This window comes from Kitasatospora viridis, assembly GCF_007829815.1.
Classification (GTDB): Bacteria; Actinomycetota; Actinomycetes; order Streptomycetales; family Streptomycetaceae; genus Kitasatospora; species Kitasatospora viridis.
The window spans coordinates 1499423-1516947 of record NZ_VIWT01000001.1 but is presented as its reverse complement, the minus strand read 5'-3'; the positions used below and the strand labels follow the sequence as shown (position 1 = coordinate 1516947).

Annotated in this window: 14 protein-coding genes; 8 read left to right on the top strand and 6 right to left on the bottom strand. The window is 74.3% G+C overall.

What is annotated here, in order from left to right; all coding sequences use genetic code 11:
- Nucleotides 1-63: 63 nt before the first annotated feature.
- Nucleotides 64-2514, bottom strand: a complete 2451-nt coding sequence (locus FHX73_RS06815) for a DNA gyrase/topoisomerase IV subunit A (protein WP_145904125.1) — start codon at nt 2512-2514, stop codon at nt 64-66.
- A gap of 241 nt (nt 2515-2755) precedes the next feature.
- Here FHX73_RS06815 and FHX73_RS06810 point away from each other — a divergent pair, with 241 nt between their 5' ends.
- The 3 genes from FHX73_RS06810 (at nt 2756) to FHX73_RS06800 (ending at nt 6969) form a co-directional block, all read left to right on the top strand.
- Nucleotides 2756-4078: a M16 family metallopeptidase gene (locus FHX73_RS06810; protein WP_145904124.1), complete on the top strand. Its 1323-nt coding sequence runs from the start codon at nt 2756-2758 to the stop codon at nt 4076-4078.
- Nucleotides 4079-4095: 17 nt separating this feature from the next.
- A complete protein-coding gene (locus FHX73_RS06805; protein ID WP_145908121.1) occupies nt 4096-5463 on the top strand; it encodes a M16 family metallopeptidase in 1368 nt (455 codons plus the stop codon).
- A gap of 312 nt (nt 5464-5775) precedes the next feature.
- On the top strand, nt 5776-6969 hold the full coding sequence (locus tag FHX73_RS06800; protein ID WP_145904123.1) for an RtcB family protein: 1194 nt from the start codon (nt 5776-5778) through the stop codon (nt 6967-6969).
- 55 nt (nt 6970-7024) lie between these two features.
- Here FHX73_RS06800 and FHX73_RS06795 read toward each other — a convergent pair whose 3' ends face one another.
- From FHX73_RS06795 to FHX73_RS06785, 3 genes are all read right to left on the bottom strand, one after another.
- Entirely contained in the window at nt 7025-7783 is a 759-nt protein-coding gene (locus tag FHX73_RS06795) for an SAM-dependent methyltransferase (protein ID WP_145904122.1), read from the bottom strand.
- Nucleotides 7784-7823: 40 nt separating this feature from the next.
- Nucleotides 7824-8567 carry a GNAT family N-acetyltransferase gene (locus tag FHX73_RS06790; protein ID WP_145904121.1) on the bottom strand — a complete coding sequence of 248 codons (744 nt, stop codon included), beginning with the start codon at nt 8565-8567 and terminating at the stop codon, nt 7824-7826.
- 66 nt (nt 8568-8633) lie between these two features.
- Nucleotides 8634-8912 (bottom strand): HPr family phosphocarrier protein, encoded by a 279-nt coding sequence (locus FHX73_RS06785; protein WP_145904120.1) that lies wholly within the window; start codon nt 8910-8912, stop codon nt 8634-8636.
- Between the two features lie 138 nt (nt 8913-9050).
- On the opposite strand from FHX73_RS06785, the gene FHX73_RS06780 reads away from it, so the two are divergent.
- From FHX73_RS06780 to FHX73_RS06765, 4 genes are all read left to right on the top strand, one after another.
- Nucleotides 9051-11855 carry a bifunctional acetate--CoA ligase family protein/GNAT family N-acetyltransferase gene (locus FHX73_RS06780; protein WP_211786152.1) on the top strand — a complete coding sequence of 935 codons (2805 nt, stop codon included), beginning with the start codon at nt 9051-9053 and terminating at the stop codon, nt 11853-11855.
- A gap of 82 nt (nt 11856-11937) precedes the next feature.
- Nucleotides 11938-12525 (top strand): DUF5998 family protein, encoded by a 588-nt coding sequence (locus FHX73_RS06775; protein ID WP_145904119.1) that lies wholly within the window; start codon nt 11938-11940, stop codon nt 12523-12525.
- Between the two features lie 3 nt (nt 12526-12528).
- Complete coding sequence (locus tag FHX73_RS06770) at nt 12529-13719, top strand: alkaline phosphatase family protein (RefSeq protein ID WP_145904118.1); 1191 nt, start codon at nt 12529-12531, stop codon at nt 13717-13719.
- A 51-nt stretch (nt 13720-13770) separates the two neighbouring features.
- The gene (locus FHX73_RS06765) at nt 13771-14421 is read left to right on the top strand and encodes a thymidine kinase (RefSeq protein WP_145904117.1); all 651 of its coding nucleotides are present in this window, start codon (nt 13771-13773) and stop codon (nt 14419-14421) included.
- Between the two features lie 52 nt (nt 14422-14473).
- On the opposite strand, the gene FHX73_RS06760 is transcribed toward FHX73_RS06765, so the two are convergent.
- Nucleotides 14474-15250 carry a VOC family protein gene (locus FHX73_RS06760; protein WP_145904116.1) on the bottom strand — a complete coding sequence of 259 codons (777 nt, stop codon included), beginning with the start codon at nt 15248-15250 and terminating at the stop codon, nt 14474-14476.
- 167 nt (nt 15251-15417) lie between these two features.
- On the opposite strand from FHX73_RS06760, the gene FHX73_RS06755 reads away from it, so the two are divergent.
- Nucleotides 15418-16287 (top strand): sulfurtransferase, encoded by an 870-nt coding sequence (locus FHX73_RS06755; protein WP_145904115.1) that lies wholly within the window; start codon nt 15418-15420, stop codon nt 16285-16287.
- Nucleotides 16288-16335: 48 nt separating this feature from the next.
- Here FHX73_RS06755 and sepH read toward each other — a convergent pair whose 3' ends face one another.
- Nucleotides 16336-17415, bottom strand: coding sequence for a septation protein SepH (gene sepH, locus FHX73_RS06750; protein ID WP_145904114.1), 1080 nt, complete (start codon nt 17413-17415; stop codon nt 16336-16338).
- Nucleotides 17416-17525: the final 110 nt, after the last annotated feature.

Here is a 17525-nt window from a genome sequence, read left to right as displayed (position 1 = left end):
CCGGGTGATCACGGACCCGTCGACAGTCCGTCAGCGGCCTGTCAACAGCCCGTCAGCGGCGGCTCAGGCGGGCCCGGCCACCGCCGCGATCGGCTTGGTCACCGGCGTGCCGGAGCCGTCCCGGCGCGGGTCGCGCTCCGGCAGCTCCAGCGGCGCCCCGTTGGCCGCCGCCGCGCGGGCCGGTGCGGCGCCCGCCCAGGCGAACGCCAGCCCCTCCTCGCCGCGCAGGAAGCGCTGGCAGCGCACCCCGCCGGTGGCCCGGCCCTTGCGCGGGTAGAGGTCGAACGGCGTCACCTTCCAACTGCTCTGCGACTCCCCGGTGAGCGTGCCGGAGGCCGCCGCCACCGAGACCACCACCGCGTCCGCCGCCGGGTCCACCGCGGTGAAGGAGAGCACCCGGGCCCCGTCCGCCAGCTTGATCCCGGCCATCCCGCCGGCCGGCCGGCCCTGCGGCCGCACCTGCGAGGCCGGGAAGCGCAGCAGCTGCGCGTCGCTGGTGATGAAGACCAGGTCCTCCTCGCCGGTCCGCAGCTCCACCGCCCCGGCCAACTCGTCGCCGTCCTTGAGCGCGATCACCTCGAACTCGTCCTTGTTGGCCGGCCACTCCGGCACCACCCGCTTGACCACGCCCTGCACCGTGCCCAGCGCGAGCCCGGGCGAGGACTCGTCCAGCGTGGTCAGGGCGATCAGCCGCTCGCCCGCCGCCAGCTTCAGGAACTCGCTGACCTGCGCCCCGCCGGCCAGCGTGAGCGAGGCCTGCGGCGGCAGCGCGGGCAGGTCGATCACCGGCAGCCGCAGCACCCGCCCGGTCGAGGTCACCGCGCCGACGTCGCCGCGCGCGGTGGCCGCCACGGCCGAGGCGACCAGGTCGTGCTTGGCCCGGCCCTCGCCCGGGGAGGCCGACTCGCCGTCCGCCGTGCGGGCCAGCAGGCCGGTGGTGGAGAGCAGCACCCGGCACGGGTCGTCCGCCACCTCCAGCGGCACCGCCAGCGAGGCCGAGGGCAGCGCCCCCGCCTCCAGCAGCACCGTGCGCCGCTCGGTGCCGAACTGCTTGGCCACCGCGGCCAGCTCGCCGGAGACCACGCTGCGCAGCTTGGTGTCCGAGTCCAGGATCTCGGTCAGCTCGGCGATCTCGGTGAGCAGCTTGGCCTGCTCGGCCTCCAGCTCCACCCGGTCGAAGCGGGTCAGCCGGCGCAGCGGGGTGTCGAGGATGTACGCGGTCTGCGTGTCGGACAGCGAGAAGCGCTCCATCAGGCGCTCCTTGGCCTGGGCCGCGTTGTCGCTGCTGCGGATCAGCGCGATCACCTCGTCGATGTCGAGCAGCGCCACCAGCAGGCCCTCGACCAGGTGCAGCCGCTCCTGCCGCTTGCGGCGGCGGAAGTCGCTGCGCCGGCGCACCACCTCGAAGCGGTGGTCGACGTAGACCTCCAGCAGCTCCTTGAGGCCCATGGTGAGCGGCTGGCCGTCCACCAGCGCCACGTTGTTGATGCCGAAGGTCTCCTCCAGCGGGGTCAGCTTGTAGAGCTGCTCCAGCAGGGCCTCCGGCACGAAGCCGTTCTTGACCTCGATCACCAGCCGCAGGCCGTGCTCACGGTCCGTCAGGTCCTTGACGTCCGCGATGCCCTGCAGCTTCTTCGCGTTGACCAGGTCCTTGATCTTGCCGATCACCTTCTCCGGGCCGACCGCGAACGGGAGTTCGGTGACGACGATGCCCTTGCGGCGCGGCGTCACGTCCTCGATCGTCGTGGTGGCGCGGATCCGGAAGGTGCCGCGGCCGCTCTCGTACGCGTCCCGGATGCCGGACAGGCCGACGATCCGCCCGCCGGTCGGCAGGTCCGGACCGGGCACGAACCGCATCAGGGTGTCCAGGTCGGCGGTCGGGTGCTTGATCAGGTGCCGGGCGGCGGCCACCACCTCGGCCAGGTTGTGCGGCGGCATGTTGGTCGCCATGCCGACCGCGATGCCGGTGGTGCCGTTGACCAGCAGGTTGGGGAAGGCGGCCGGCAGCACCGAGGGTTCCTGCTCGGAACCGTCGTAGTTGGGCGAGAAGTCGACGGTCTCCTCGTGGATCGACTCCACCAGCGCCATCGAGGCCGAGGTCAGCCGGGACTCGGTGTACCGCATCGCGGCCGGCGGGTCGTCGTTGCCGAGCGAACCGAAGTTGCCGTGTCCGTCGATCAGCGGAACCCGCATCGAGAACGGCTGGGCCATCCGGACGATCGAGTCGTAGATCGAGGCGTCCCCGTGCGGGTGCAGTCGACCCATCACCTCGCCGACCACGCGGGCGCACTTGACGTGCGCGCGCTCCGGTCGGAGCCCCATCTCGTTGGCCTGGTACAGGATTCGCCGGTGCACCGGCTTCAACCCGTCCCGTGCGTCCGGCAGGGCCCGCGAGTAGATCACCGAGTAGGCGTACTCAAGGTAGGAACCCTTCATCTCGTCCACGACGTCGACGTCGAGGATCCGCTCCTCGAAGTCCTCGGGGGGCGGGGTCGGCGAACTGCGGCGGGCCATCGCGGCGGGGCTCCCTTGCGTCTGTCAGCTGCTTCTGCGTCTGCTTCACATGTCGTCACCGGGGGTACGGCGCCCCCCATTGTGGACCCTCGCGCGGACACTCCCGATCAGGCGGTTGCGCCGCTGGCGAACGCGCGGTGTGCGCGGGCACAACTCCGCACGGTACGCGTTGGACCAGAATGGGGGCTCGTAGACCCCGACGTTCCCCCCGCCCTCCAACCGATGGGAAGGACCCGAGCGCATGGCCAACCCGGCCCCCACCTCCTCCGGAGGCATCGCCATCACCGAACACCGCCTGGCCAACGGCCTGCGGGTGGTGCTCTCCGAGGACCACCTCACCCCGGTCGCCGCCGTCTGCCTCTGGTACGACGTGGGCTCCCGTCACGAGGTGGCGGGGCGCACCGGACTGGCGCACCTCTTCGAGCACCTGATGTTCCAGGGCTCCGCCAACGTCTCCGGCAACGGCCACTTCGAGCTCGTCCAGGGCGCCGGCGGTTCGCTCAACGGCACCACCAGCTTCGAGCGCACCAACTACTTCGAGACCATGCCGGCCCACCAGCTGGAGCTCGCGCTCTGGCTGGAGGCGGACCGGATGGGCTCGCTGCTGGCCGCCCTTGACGACGCGTCGATGGAGAACCAGCGCGACGTGGTGAAGAACGAGCGCCGCCAGCGCTACGACAACGTGCCCTACGGCACCGCCTTCGAGAAGCTCACCGCGCTCTCGTACCCCGACGGCCACCCCTACCACCACACCCCGATCGGCTCGATGGCCGACCTGGACGCGGCCACCCTGGAGGACGCCCGCGCGTTCTTCCGGACCTACTACGCGCCGAACAACGCGGTGCTCTCGGTGGTCGGCGACATCGACCCCGAGCAGGCCATCGCCTGGGTGGAGAAGTACTTCGGCAGCATCCCGGGGCACGACGGCAAGCAGCCGCCGCGCGACGGCACGCTGCCCGAGGTGATCGGCGCCGAGGTGCGCGAGCGCCTGGAGGAGGACGTCCCCTCCCGCGCCCTGATGAGCGCCTACCGGCTGCCGCACGACGGCACCCGGCAGGCCGACGCCGCCGACCTGGCGCTCACCGTGCTCGGCTCCGGCGAGTCCAGCCGGCTCTACAACCGGCTGGTCCGCCGCGACCGCACCGCGATCTCGGCCGGCTTCGGCCTGCTCCGGCTCTCCGGCGCGCCCTCGCTCGGCTGGCTCGACGTCAAGGCGGCGGGCGACGCGTCCATCGCCGAGATCGAGCAGGCGGTCGACGAGGAGCTGGCCCGGTTCGCCGCCGACGGCCCGACCCCCGAGGAGTTGGAGCGGGCCCAGGCGCAGATCGAGCGCGAGTGGCTGGACCGGCTCACCACGGTGGCCGGCCGGGCCGACGAGCTCTGCCGCTTCGCCGTGCTCTTCGGCGACCCCAAGCTGGTGAACGGCGCGCTGGCCCGCGTGCAGCAGGTCACCGCCGAGGAGGTCCGCGCGCTCGCCGCGGCCCGCCTGCGTCCCGACAACCGCGCGGTGCTGGTCTACGAGCCGACCGCCGCCTCGACCGACGAAGAGGAGGAGGCCGCGTGACCTCCGCCGTCCCCACCATGACCTTCCACCCGCAGCCGACCCCGGGCACCCCCACCCCCTGGGCCTTCCCGGCCCCGCAGCGGCTCACCCTGGCCAACGGCCTGACGGTGCTGCACTGCGACCGCCCCGGCCAACAGCTGGTCGCCGTCGAGGTGCTGATCGACGCTCCGCTGGCCGCCGAGCCGGCCGGCCTCGACGGGGTCGCCACCATCCTGGCCCGGGCGCTCAACGAGGGCACCGACACGCTCACCGCCGAGCAGTTCGCCGGCGAGCTGGAGCGCGCCGGCGCGACCATGGAGGCGCACGCCGACCACCCGTGCATCCGCGCGGTGCTGGAGGTGCCGGCCTCCCGGCTGGAGCGCGGCCTCACCCTGCTGGCCGACGCGCTGCGGGCCCCCGCGCTGCCCGCCGAGGAGATCGAGCGGCTGGTCGCCAACCGGCTCGACGAGATCACCCACGAGCTGGCCAACCCGGCCCGGCGGGCCGCCAAGGCGCTCTACGCCGAGCTGTTCGCGGCCGAGGACCGGCTCTCCCGGCCGCGCTCCGGCAGCGCCGAGACGGTGCAGGGCATCGACCGGGCCGCGGTCAAGGCGTTCTACGACGCCCACGTGCGCCCGGCCACCTCGACCCTGGTGATCGTCGGCGACCTGACCGGCATCGAGCTGCCCGCGCTGCTGGAGTCCACCCTGGGCCGCTGGACCGGCGACCAGGCCGCCCCGAGCAGCAGCGCCGCGGTGACCGCGGACGACCACGGCCGGGTGGTGATCGTGGACCGGCCCGGCTCGGTGCAGACCCAGCTGCTGATCGGCCGGGTCGGCCCGGACCGCCACGACCCGAGCTGGTCCGCGCAGATCCTCGGCACCTACTGCCTGGGCGGCACCCTGACCTCCCGCCTCGACCGGGTGCTGCGCGAGGAGAAGGGCTACACCTACGGCGTGCGGGCCTTCGCCCAGCCGCTGCGCTCCAACGCGGACGGTTCCGGCCGGGCGCTGCTGGCGATCAGCGGCTCGGTGGACACCGAGTCCACCGCCCCGGCGCTGAAGGACACCTGGGAGATCCTGCGCAAGCTGGCCGCCGAGGGCCTGACCGACGGGGAGCGGGAGGAGGCCGTGCAGTTCCTGGTCGGCGTCGCCCCGCTGAAGTACGAGACGGCCGGCTCGGTCGCCGCCACCCTGGCCGACCAGGTGGAGCAGGACCTGCCGGACGACTTCCAGGCCGAGGTCTACCGGCAGCTGGCAGAGCTGACCACCGCCGCCGCCACGGCCGGCGTGGTCGCCGCCTTCCCGCCCGAGCAGCTGGTCACCGTGCTGGTCGGCGACGCTTCGGTGATCGCCGAGGACGTGCGCAAGCTGGGCGTCGGCGAGGTCGTGGTGGTCACCAGCTGACCGCCTGACGCAGTCTCAGGAGGCCCGGTGGACACGGTCCACCGGGCCTTCGGCGTATTTCGGTTGCCCGCGCCGCCCGTCCCGTGGGTTGATGTCGGTGTCGCGGTGCGCGGCAGTTCCGAGGTTCCGGAGAGGAGGCGGTCATCATGCGGGTCGAGCCAGCTCGAAAGCGCTCCCTGCGTTCCCTGCGGCCGCTGCGTCCCTCCCGAGCCGCTGCCTGAGCGCACCGCCTCCCAGCCTTCCCCGAGCCGCGCCGGAAGCTTCGCGCGGCAGTCCTACCCTTGAACTCACAGACCTCTGGGGGTCACAACCATGACGTACACCGAGGTGTCCGGCGCGCGGGTCCCGATCCGGATGTGGGCCGACCCGGCCACCGTCGAGAGCGCGGCGCTGCAGCAGCTGCGCAACATCTCCACCCTGCCCTGGCTGCACGGTCTGGCCGTGATGCCGGACGTCCACCTGGGCAAGGGGGCGACCGTCGGTTCGGTAATCGCGATGAAGGACGCGGTCTGCCCGGCGGCGGTCGGCGTGGACATCGGCTGCGGGATGAGCGCGGTGAAGACCTCGCTCACCGCCCGCGACCTGCCCGACGACCTGGGCCGGCTGCGCTCCCGGATCGAGCGGCTGATCCCGGTCGGCCGGGGCCTGCACGACGAGCCGGTCGACCCGGCGAAGCTGCGGGACTTCCCGGTTGCCGGCTGGGAGCGGATGTGGTCCGGTTTCGACTCGATCACCGAGGCGGTCAAGGACCGTCACGACCGGGCCGCGAAGCAGCTCGGAACGCTCGGGTCGGGCAACCACTTCATCGAGTTCTGCCTGGACACCGCCGGGTCGGTCTGGCTGATGCTGCACTCCGGCTCCCGCAACATCGGCAAGGAACTGGCGGAGCACCACATGACGGTGGCCCGGGCGCTGCCGCACAACCAGGGCATCGTCGACCGGGACCTGGCGGTCTTCCTGGCCGGCACCCCGGAGATGGCCGCCTACCGCAACGACCTGTTCTGGGCGCAGTCCTACGCCAAGTACAACCGGGCGCTGATGATGGCCCTCTTCCAGCAGGCGGTGCGGGACGAGTTCCCGCGCGCCGACGTGGCCTTCGACCAGGTGATCAGCTGCCACCACAACTACGTGGCCGAGGAGCGCTACGACGGGGTGGACGTGCTGGTCACCCGCAAGGGCGCGATCCGGGCCGGCTCCGGCGACCTGGGGATCATCCCAGGCTCGATGGGCACCGGCTCCTACATCGTGCGCGGCCTGGGCAACCCGGACTCCTTCAACTCCGCCTCGCACGGCGCCGGCCGCAAGATGAGCCGGACCGCGGCGAAGAAGAAGTTCACCGTCCGGGACCTGGAGGAGCAGACCCGGGGCGTCGAGTGCCGCAAGGACTCCGGCGTGGTGGACGAGATCCCGGGCGCCTACAAGTCCATCGAGAAGGTGATCGACCAGCAGCGCGACCTGGTCGAGGTGGTGGCCCAGCTCAAGCAGGTCATCTGCGTCAAGGGTTGACGCACCGTCGGCTCCGGCCGGGCTCCCCGTGGGGCGCCCGGTCGGAGCCGTCGGCCTACTCGGTCGGGCGCAGCAGCAGCGTGACGAACCCGAAGGCGCCCCGGTACCCGTGCAGCCACCCGGCGCGGTGGTCGCGGGCGAGTTCGGTGGCGTGCGGGGCCAGCGGGTCGGACGGGTGGTCGAGGGCCCAGTCGGCGAGCGAGCCGGTCCAGCACCACTCGTAGTCGTCGAGCTCGGCCTGGGTGCTCTGGTGGCCGGCGGTGGGGGTCCAGCCGTCGGCGAGCAGGCGGTCGACCAGGGCGGGGAGTTCGTCGAAGTCCTCCCGGGCGGCGCCGCCGAAGCCGTCCAGGGCGGCCCGGTCGGGCTCGCGCTGCCAGTAGCCCTCGCCGACCAGCACCCGGCCGCCGGGCGCCAGGTGGCGGCGGGCGGCGGCCAGGGCGGGGAGCAGCCCGTCGAAGGCGTGCGTGGCGCCGACGCAGAGCACCAGGTCGTACTGGTGCGGGCCGGCGAACTCGGCGGCGGGGCGGTGGTGCAGGCCGAGCCGGCGGACCACCCCGAGCCGTTCGGCGGCCTCCCGGGCCAGGGTGAGCGACCCGGCGTCGGTGTCCACCCCGTCGGCGGTGAGCTCCGGGTGCGCCGCCAGCGCCCGCAGCAGCCAGGCCGCCTCGCCGCAGCCGAGGTCGAGCACCCGCTCGCGCCCGGTCACGATCGCCCGCCCCAGCAGGACGGCCACCGACTCGTCGCTGAGCGGGGCGGAGATCGGGTGGTGGCGGTGGGCGATCCGGGAGAGCCGGGCGCGTGTCGTGGAGTCCATCACCCCACGATGGCATTCGACGGTTGTTCGCAGAACCCGATTACCCGTCACGGCCCGGGACATGAGCGGCCGCCAGCTCGCGCGGCGCCATGCCGAGCCGGCCGTAGAGCCGGATCGCGGCCGCGTTGTGCGCCTCCACCATCAGCGCGGCCCGGCCGCTGCGGCGCAGCAGCGAGTCCAGCACCAGCCGGCAGGCGGCCTCGGCGTGGCCCCGGCCGCGCCCGTGCTCGGGGTGGGCGACCACGCCGGCCATGAACCCGGCGCCGGGGGAGGACCAGGCCTCGCAGGCCAGGGCGGTGAGCCGGCCGGCCTCGTCGCGCACGCCCGCCCAGCGGGTGGCGCCCGGTCGGTCCGGGTGCGCGTAGGAGGTGGGGTGGGCCAGGTCCAGCAGTGCGGCGGCCTCGGCGAGGTCGGCCCGGTCGAGCCAGTGGGCCTCGGGGGTGACGGGCAGCGAGTCGCCGGAGACCGCCATCCAGTGGAAGGTGCCGAGGACTTCGAGCTCGGGCAGGTCAGCGGCCAACCGCTCGATCACCGCGCGGTCGCCGAACGGCCGGTAGTCGGGCCCGACTTCGGCGAGGGCCAGGCGGACCAGCGCGGCCAGCGGCTCGGCCGGGCCGGTCACGGCCAGCCGGTCGCGGCCGGAGAGGGCGGGCGAGGCGACCACCCGGGCGCCGTCCAGGGTCCAGGCGCGCACGCCGGGGGCGAAGCCCTGGGTCGCCCAGTCGATGAGGATGTCGACGTCGGTGGGGAGGGTGTCGGCGGTCAGTTCGAGTGCGTCGGGCATGGGGCCATGGTGGCAAAACGGTGGTGGCCCGCCGTCAGCGGGCCACCACCGTGGGGGAGTGCGGGTTCAGGCCGCGGGCAGCTCGTCCAGGCCCTGCTCGACCATCTTCGCCAGGCGGTCCAGCGCGGCGTCGGCCCCGTCGGCGTCGCTGGCCAGCACGACCTCCTCGCCGCCCTCGGCGCCGAGCGCCAGCAGGCCCAGCATGGACGCCGCGTTCACCGGGTTGCCGCCGGCCTTGGCGATGGTGACGGGCACGCCCACGGCGGCGGCCGCCCGGACGAAGACGGAGGCGGGACGGGCGTGCAGGCCCTCGGGCCAACCGATGGTGACGCGGCGCTCAGCCATGATGACGTGCCTTTCAGGTGGTGCAGGGTGCGACATGTTGTCTAGACCATTCTGGCACGACCGCCCAGAACCGGCTCCCACCCTGCACCGGGCACACGGCGGGCGCCGTAAGGCTCGCCGCCGGATAGCCTGGCCGTTGTGGACTCGCACACAGTCTCGGGGCCCGCGTCCCCCGAACCCCTCGGCTACCCCCAGCACTGGGAGGCCGACATCCTGCTGCGCGACGGGGGCACCGCCCGGATCCGGCCGATCGTCCCGGCCGACGCCGAACTCCTGGTGGAGTTCTACGCCCAGGTCTCCGACCAGTCGAAGTACTTCCGGTTCTTCGCCCCCTACCCCCGGCTCTCCGACAAGGACGTGCAGCGCTTCACCCACCACGACTTCGTGGACCGGGTGGGCCTGGCCATCGTGGTCCGGGACCGCATCATCGCCACCGTCCGGTACGACCGGATCGACCAGGACGGCCGCCCCTCGCCGGACGGCACCGACGCCGAGGTGGCCTTCCTGGTGCAGGACGCCCACCAGGGCCGGGGCGTCGCCTCCGCGCTGCTGGAGCACATCGCCGCGGTCGCCCAGGAGCGCGGCATCCGCCGGTTCGTCGCCGAGGTGCTGCCCGAGAACCGCAAGATGACCAAGGTCTTCACCGACGCGGGCTACGTGCAGCGGCGCAGCTTCGCCGACGGCGTGGTGCACCTGGAGTTCGACCTGGAGCCCACCGCCGCCTCGCTCGCCGTGATGCGGGCCCGCGAGCACCGGGCCGAATCCCGTTCGGTGCAACGGCTGCTGACCCCCCGTTCGGTCGCGGTGATCGGGGTCTCCCGGGGCGAGCACTCGGCCGGCCGGGCGCTGCTGCGCGCGGTGCTGGCGGGCGGCTTCACCGGGCCGGTGTACGCGGTGAACAGCCGGGCGCCGCAGGGCGCCGAGGTGGACGGGGTGGCGCTGCACCGCTCGGTGCTGGAGATCCCCGGGCCGGTGGACCTGGCCGTGGTCGCGGTGCCGGCCGGGGCGGTGCCCGCGGTGGTGGCCGACTGCGGCGCGCACGGGGTGCGCGGCCTGGTGGTGGTCACCGCCGGCTACGCGGAGACCGGCGCGGCCGGCCGGGACCGCCAGCGCGCCCTGGTCCGGCAGGCCCGGGCGGCCGGCATGCGGGTGATCGGCCCGAACGCCTTCGGCGTGCTGACCACCTCCCCCGAGCACCCGTTGAACGCCTCGCTCGCCCCGCTGCTGCCGGCGCCCGGCCCGTTCGGGGTGTTCTGCCAGTCCGGCGCGATCGGGGTGGCGCTGCTGGAGGCGGTGCACCGGCGCGGGCTCGGCGTCTCCTCCTTCGCCTCGGTCGGCAACCGGGCCGACGTCTCCGGCAACGACCTGCTGCAGTACTGGGAGGAGGACCCGGCCACCCGGGTGCTGCTGCTCTACCTGGAGTCCTTCGGCAATCCGCGCAAGTTCACCCGGATCGCCCGCCGGCTGGCCGCGGCCAAGCCGATCGTGGTGGTCAAGGGCGCCCGGCACACCGGCTCGCTGCCGCCCGGCCACACCGTGCCGCCGACCGCCAGCGGGCTGAACGACGCCACCGTGGACGCGCTCTTCCAGCAGGCCGGGGTGATCCGGGTGGGGACCATCACCGACCTGCTGGACACCGGTGAACTGCTGGCCGGCCAGCCGCTGCCGGCCGGCGACCGGGTGGCCGTGGTCGGAAACTCCGACTCGCTCGGCCTGCTCACCTACGACACCTGCCTGAGCGCCGGCCTGCGCCCGCTGCCGCCGGTGGACCTGACCACCGGCGCGACCGGCGAGCACTTCCGGGTGGCGCTGGAGACCGCGCTCGGCGACAGCGCGGCGGACGCGGTGATCGCGGTGGCCATCCCGCCGCTGGCCGGCCCGAGCCTGACCCTGCGCACCGAGCCGATGCTGGCGGCCGACGACCCGGCGCTCGGCGAGGGCCTGCTGCACGCCGCCGAGACCGCCCGCCGGCTCGGCAAGCCGCTGCTGCTGGCCCACCTCGCGCTCGGCGAGCTCTCCGACGTGCTGCGCGCGGCCGACCACCCGGTGCCCGCCTATCCGGCGCCCGAGCGGGCGGTCCGCGCCCTGGCCCACGCCGTGCGCTACGGGGCCTGGCGACGGACGGCCGAGAGCGCCGAGCAGACCGCCCGGGTGCCCGAGCTGGACCGGGTCGACGAGCCGGCCGCCCGCGCCCTGGTCGAGCGGGTGCTGGCCGGCACCACCGGGGCCGCGGCCCGCACCCAGCCCGGCGGCGCCCGGTTCGCGCTGCCCGCCGAGCAGGCGGCCGAGTTGCTCGCCCACTACGGCATCGAGGTGCTGCGCGCGCTGCCGGCGGTGAGCGAGGAGCAGGCGGTCGGGGCGGCCGCGGCGCTCGGCTACCCGGTCGCGCTCAAGGCCACCGCCACCCACCTGCGCCACCGCCCGGACCTCGGCGGGGTGCGGCTGGACCTGACCGACGAGGACGGGCTGCGCCGCGCCCACCGCGAACTGTCCGCCCTGCTCGGCGGGGCCGAGGCCGCCCGGCTGGTGGTGCAGCGGATGGCCCCGCGCGGGGTGGACACGGTGATCGGCGCGAGCCTCGACCCGGCGGTCGGCGCGATCCTGTCCTTCGGCCTGGCCGGCGCCCCGGCCGAGTTGCTCGGCGACCTGGCGCACCGGCTGGTCCCGGCCACCGACCAGGAGGTCGCCTCGCTGGTCCGCGAGGTGCGCGCGGCACCGCTGCTGTTCGGCTGGCGCGGCGCGGCGCCGGTGGACACCGGGGCGCTGGAGGAGGTGCTGCTGCGGGTCTCCCAGTTGGTGGACGACCTGCCGGAGGTGGCCGCGGTGGAGCTGGAGCCGGTGGTGGTGGCCCCGAGCGGGCTGGCCGTGCTGGGCGCCGCCGTCCGGCTGGCCCCGCTGCCGCTGCGCAGCGATCTGGGCCCGCGCAGCATGAGCACGCTGTAACCTTCCTGGGTTGCGCCTTTCGGCACCCGGCGGTCGGCGCAGTCCAGCCCGCCGCGTCGGCGGGGCATGCCAGGATGGAGTTATGGCGAAGACCGGTACCACCACCACGCAGGACCTGCGATCGGCGATCGAGCGCAGCGGCTACTACCCGGCGCTGGTGTCCGAGGCCGTGGAGTCCGCGGTGGGCCCCGAGCCGATCACCTCCTACCTGGTCCACCAGGAGACGACGTTCGACGCCAACGAGGTGCGCCGGCACGTCACCGTGCTGGTCCTGACCCCGTCCCGGTTCGTGGTCAGCCACACCGACGAGCAGGCCGCCGACGCCACCAGCCCGGTGCCCTACGCGACCACTTCGACGGAGAGCGTGCGGCTGGACCGGATCGGCTCGGTGGTGCTCAGCCGGATGGTCGCCAATCCGGAGACCTACACCCCGGGCCGGCTGCCCCGCGAGGTGGTGCTGACCATCGGCTGGGGCGCGGTGCAGCGCATCGACCTGGAACCGGCCGGCTGCTCCGACCCGAGCTGCGAGGCCGACCACGGCTACACCGGTTCGGCCACGGCTGACGACCTGTCACTGCGGGTCAGCGAGGCCGGCGACGGTCCCGAGACGGTCGCCCAGGCGCTGGTCTTCGCCCGGGCGCTGTCCGAGGCCACCATCAGCAGGGCCTGAGGCGTGACGCACCACCAGCCCTACGGCCCCGACTCCTTCGACCTGCTCGACCCCGCCGCCGCGCCGGCCCCCGGCTACGGCGGCGGCTCGCTCAGCGACCTGCTGCCCTCGGTGGCGGCCGGCCTGGGCGTGCCCGGCTTCACCAGCACCCTGCCGCTCGCCCCGGCCGACCGGGTCTGCGTCTTCCTGGTGGACGGCATGGGCTGGGAGCTGATCCGCCGGCACCCCGACTGGGCGCCGTTCCTGACCGGCCTGCTGGACAGCTCGATGGGCGGCACCGGCCGTCCGCTCACCGCCGGCTTCCCGTCCACCACCGCGACCTCGCTGGCCTCGGTCGGCACCGGTCTGCCGCCGGGCCTGCACGGGCTGGCCGGCTACACGGTGGCGATACCCGGCGAGCAGCGGCTGATGAACCAGCTGCGCTGGCAGCCGCCGGTGGACCCGCACAAGTGGCAGCCCTACCCGACGGTCTTCGAGCGGGTGCACGCGGCCGGCGTCTCGGCCAGCCAGGTCTCCTCCCCGCTCTTCGCGCAGACCCCGCTGACCCGGGTGGCGCTCTCCGGCGGCGAGTTCCTCGGCCGCACCACCGGTGAGGAGCGGATGGACCTGGCGGCCCGTCAGCTGGCCTCCGCCGACCGGGCGTTGGTGTACACCTACGTCAGCGAGCTGGACGCCATGGGTCACCGCTTCGGGGTGGACTCGGACGAGTGGCGGCTGATGCTGCACACCGTGGACCGGCTGGCCCGGCGGCTGGCCGAGCAGCTGCCGCCGCGCTCGGCGCTCTACATCACGGCCGACCACGGCATGATCGACATCGCCGAGGACGACCGGATCGACTTCGACGAGGACTGGGAGCTGGGGGCCGGCGTGGCGCTGCTCGGCGGCGAGGCCCGGGCCCGGCACGTCTACGCGGTGCCCGGCGCGGCGGCCGACGTGTTCGCGGTCTGGCGCGAGGTGCTCGGCGACCGGATGTGGGTGGCGACCCGCGACCAGGCGATCGAGGCCGGCTGGTTCGGCCCGGCGGTGGACGACCGGGTCTACCACCGGATCGGTGACGTGGTCGCCGCCGCCCGGGACGACATCGCGGTGATCGCCTCCCGCACCGAGCCGGGGGAGTCCGCGATGACCGGGCTGCACGGCTCGATGACCCCGGTCGAGCAGCTGGTCCCGCTGCTGGAAGTCCGCGTGCCCTGAGCCCGCACCCCCCGACATTCGCACCCCTGAGAGAGGCACCCCCACCCCACCATGGCTGACCTGGTCTTCTTCTCGGGGACGATGGACTGCGGCAAGTCCACCCTGGCGCTGCAGATGAACCACAACCACGCCGCCCGCGGCCGGCAGGGCATCATCTTCGCCCGGCACGACCGGGCCGGCGCCTCCACCATCTCCAGCCGGCTCGGCCTGCGCGCCGAGGCGATCGAGGTGACCGACGGCTTCGACTTCCAGCTCTACGTGGTGCAGCTGCTCTCGGCCGGCGGCAAGGTCGACTACCTGATCTGCGACGAGGCCAACTTCTACACCGCCGAGCAGGTGGACCAACTCGCCCGGGTGGTCGACGAACTGGGCATCGACGTGTTCACCTTCGGCATCACCACCGACTTCCGCACCCGGCTCTTCCCCGGTTCGCAGCGGCTGCTGGAACTGGCCGACCGGGTCGAGGTGCTCCAGGTCGAGGCGCTCTGCTGGTGCGGCGCCCGGGCCACCCACAACGCCCGCACGGTGGGCGGGGTGATGGTGGTCGAGGGGCCGCAGGTGGTGGTGGGGGACGTCGCGGTCAACGAGGACGAGGTCGGCTACGAGGTGCTCTGCCGCCGGCACCACCGGCGGCGGCTGACCGCCGCCACCGCCCGGGCCGCCGCGCTCTCGCCGGACGTGCTGCCCTTCGAGCAGACCTGACGCGGGCCCGCCCCGGTCCTGACGCACGGTCAGGACCGGAACCGCGCCGCCGTCAGGGCAGCGCCACCACGGAGAACCGGCCGCCCTCCGGATCGGCCAGCCGGGCCACCCGGCCGTAGGGCGTGTCGTGCGGCTCGACCAGCACCGAGCCGCCCAGCGCCCGGCACTGGCGCACCGTCAGGTCCACGTCGGTGACGGCGAAGTAGATCCGCCAGCGGGGCGGGCCGTCCCGCAGGTCGGTGGTCTGCCGCAGGCCGGCCACCCGGTGCCCCTCCACCCGCAGCGTCGCGTCCTCCTCGCCCCGGGCCACCGCCGAGGGGTCGGCCTCCACCACCTGGCGCTGGAAGACCGAACCGTAGAACGCGGCGGCCAGCGGCTCGTCATTGGTCAGCAGCTCGCTCCAGACCGGCGCGCCCGGCTCGCCCACCACCTCCCAGCCGAGGTGCTCCTCGCCCTCCCAGAGCCCGAAGAAGGCGCCGGTCAGGTCGGCCGCGATGGCCAGGCGCCCGGCCCGGTCGCTCTGCAGCGGGCCGACCGCCACCGTGCCGCCGCAGTCCCGCACCCGGGCCGAGGCGGCGTCCGTGCTGTCCACCGCGAAGTAGGTGGTCCACTCGGTGGGCAGGTCGGGCCGCTCCGGGGCCAGGCCGATCCCGGCCACCCGGGCGCCGTGCAGGCTGGCCTCCAGGTAGCCGCCCGGCTCGGCCGAGCCGGGGGTGAAACTCCAATCCAGCAGCGGGCCGTAGAACGCCTCGGCGCGTTCGAGATCGTGCACCAGCAGACTCACCCAGCAGGGTGTGCCGTGGGCCACCCGGACCTGCACAGCCGTCATCGCCGACCTCCTCGCGGGGTACCCGGCCCGGCGGCACGGGTCCCAGCGCAGATGGTGCCATCCTGGCGGGGGGCGGGGTGGCCGACGGCGCGGAAATCATGGCAAAGAGCGCACAAAGCATCACCTCGTGCAACTCGGCGACCTGACGGGGCAGCAGAATGGCCGACATGGACAAGACTTCTCCCCTGATCGGGGTCGCGGAGCTGGCCGAGGCGCTGGCCGGGGACCGGCCGCCGGCCCTGCTCGACATCCGCTACGTGCTCCCGGCGGCCGGGCCGAGCACCGAGACCGGCGCCGACCAGTACGCGGCCGGCCACCTGCCCGGCGCCCACTTCGTCGACCTGGAGCGCGACCTGGCCGCGCCGCCCGGCCCGCCCGGGGACGGCGGGCGGCACCCGCTGCCCGACCCGGAGCTGCTCGGCGCCGCGCTGCGCCGGGCCGGCGTCTCGGCCGACCGACCGGTGGTGGTGTACGACGGCGGGCCGGCCACCTCGGCCGCGCGCGCCTGGTGGCTGCTGCGCTGGGCCGGCCACCAGGAGGTCCGGGTGCTGGACGGCGGGCTGGCCGCCTGGCGCTCCGCCGGGCACCCGGTGACCGGCGAGCTGCCGCAGGCCGCGGCGGGCGACTTCAAGCCGGTGCCCGCCTCGCTGCCCACCCTGGACAAGGAGTCGGCCGGCGAGCTGGCCCGCACCGGCCTGCTGCTGGACTCCCGGGCCGGCGAGCGGTACCGGGGCGAGGTGGAGCCGCTGGACCCGCGGGCCGGCCACATCCCGGGTGCGGTCAGCGCGCCGACCTTCGAGAACAACGCGCCCGACGGGCGGTTTCGGCCGGTGGCCGAACTGGCCGAGCGGTTCCGGGAGCTGGGTGCGGACGGGGTGCCGGTGGTCGGGGTGTACTGCGGCTCGGGCGTGACCGCCGCGCACAACGTGCTGGCGCTGGAGCTGGCCGGCTACCCGACGGTGCTCTACCCGGGCTCCTGGAGCGAGTGGTCGAGCGACCCGGAGCGCCCGGCGGCCACCGGACCGGAGCGCGGCTGACCACGGGTCAGGGGGCTGCGGCGGGCAGCCCCCTGGACATCGGTCCGGTCAGTCGGTCTTCTTGCGCCGGCTGCCGAAGACGATCTCGTCCCAGCTGGGGACGGTGGCCCGACGGCCGGGCCGGACGCCGTCCGCCTCGGCCTGCCGGTCGGTGGTGCCGACCAGCCGCTCCCGGTGCGGGGCGACGGCGCGCGGCATCAGGATGTCCGCGTAGGCCGAGCCGGCGCCCACGGCGGGCGCGGCGGCGGCCGGCTCCTCGACCTCCTGGCCCTCCTCGACCGGCTTCGCCTCGATCGCCGACGGACCCACCGTCAGGTCGCCCCGGAACGCGGGGACCACGTCGAGCAGGCTGGTCAGCGAGTCGGCAGCGGCGGTGGCCTCGCGGACCTCGCGGGCCGGCAGCCGCTCGGGCGGCGACATGATCCGGTCGGCCGAGGGCCGCTCGATCATCGGGCGGTGCGGGCGGTCCTGGGGGAGCCGGGCGATCCGCGGGATGAACGGGAAGACGGACTCCTCCTCCCGCTCCACGCTCTCGCCGATCAGCGCCCGGGCCTCGTCGTCGTTCGGCTGCACCAGCCGGCGCGGCGGGTCGTAGGTCCAGCTGGCGGTGCGGCCCTCGCCGTCCGAGCGGTAGGAGAGGACGACCTCCCAGGTGCCGTCGTCCCGGCGCCAGGAGTCCCAGCGCTCGGTGTCCTTCTCGGCGGCGCGCAGCACCAGGCGCTCGGAGACGGCCTCGCCCAGCTGCGGTCCGGTGGACTCGCCCGGGCGGCGGATCGGGGTCTTGCGGGCCCGCTCGGCCATGAAGGCGCGCTCGGCGAGCACCGGGCCCTCGAAGCGGCGCACCCGGTCCACCGAGATCCCGGCGGCCTGGGCGACCTCCTCGGCGGAGGCGCCGGCTCGTATCCGCGCCTGGATGTCACGGGGCCGCAGGTGGCTCTCGACCTCGATCTCGATCTGGCCGAGGCGCGGCCGGTCGCCGCGGATGGCGGCGCGCAGGCGCTCGTCGATCGGGAGGGTGTACTCCGTGCTGTCGGCAGCCTTGAGCACCAGCCGTGTGCCGTCGTTGCTGACGGCCACAACCCGCAGTTCGGGCACGGTTACCTCCCGGGTGGTGCCTGCCGACGTCACCTGCGTCGCTGCTCCCGTACTGAGTGTGGCCTGCCCACTGTCGACTTGCCACAACCTTGCAGAGTTCTCCGGCGTGTCGGACTTGGGTCCGGACACACCGCTGTGGCACG

Bases quoted from the DNA above. Each gene is read 5' to 3' on its own strand.
- FHX73_RS06810 (WP_145904124.1), top strand. From the start codon at position 2,756: ATGGCCAACCCGGCCCCCACCTCCTCCGGAGGCATCGCCATCACCGAA.
- FHX73_RS06815 (WP_145904125.1), bottom strand. From the start codon at position 2,514: ATGGCCCGCCGCAGTTCGCCGACCCCGCCCCCCGAGGACTTCGAGGAG.
- FHX73_RS06790 (WP_145904121.1), bottom strand. From the start codon at position 8,567: ATGCCCGACGCACTCGAACTGACCGCCGACACCCTCCCCACCGACGTC.
- FHX73_RS06775 (WP_145904119.1), top strand. From the start codon at position 11,938: ATGGCGAAGACCGGTACCACCACCACGCAGGACCTGCGATCGGCGATC.
- FHX73_RS06805 (WP_145908121.1), top strand. From the start codon at position 4,096: ATGACCTTCCACCCGCAGCCGACCCCGGGCACCCCCACCCCCTGGGCC.
- FHX73_RS06795 (WP_145904122.1), bottom strand. From the start codon at position 7,783: ATGGACTCCACGACACGCGCCCGGCTCTCCCGGATCGCCCACCGCCAC.
- FHX73_RS06765 (WP_145904117.1), top strand. From the start codon at position 13,771: ATGGCTGACCTGGTCTTCTTCTCGGGGACGATGGACTGCGGCAAGTCC.
- FHX73_RS06785 (WP_145904120.1), bottom strand. From the start codon at position 8,912: ATGGCTGAGCGCCGCGTCACCATCGGTTGGCCCGAGGGCCTGCACGCC.
- FHX73_RS06800 (WP_145904123.1), top strand. From the start codon at position 5,776: ATGACGTACACCGAGGTGTCCGGCGCGCGGGTCCCGATCCGGATGTGG.
- FHX73_RS06755 (WP_145904115.1), top strand. From the start codon at position 15,418: ATGGACAAGACTTCTCCCCTGATCGGGGTCGCGGAGCTGGCCGAGGCG.
- FHX73_RS06760 (WP_145904116.1), bottom strand. From the start codon at position 15,250: ATGACGGCTGTGCAGGTCCGGGTGGCCCACGGCACACCCTGCTGGGTG.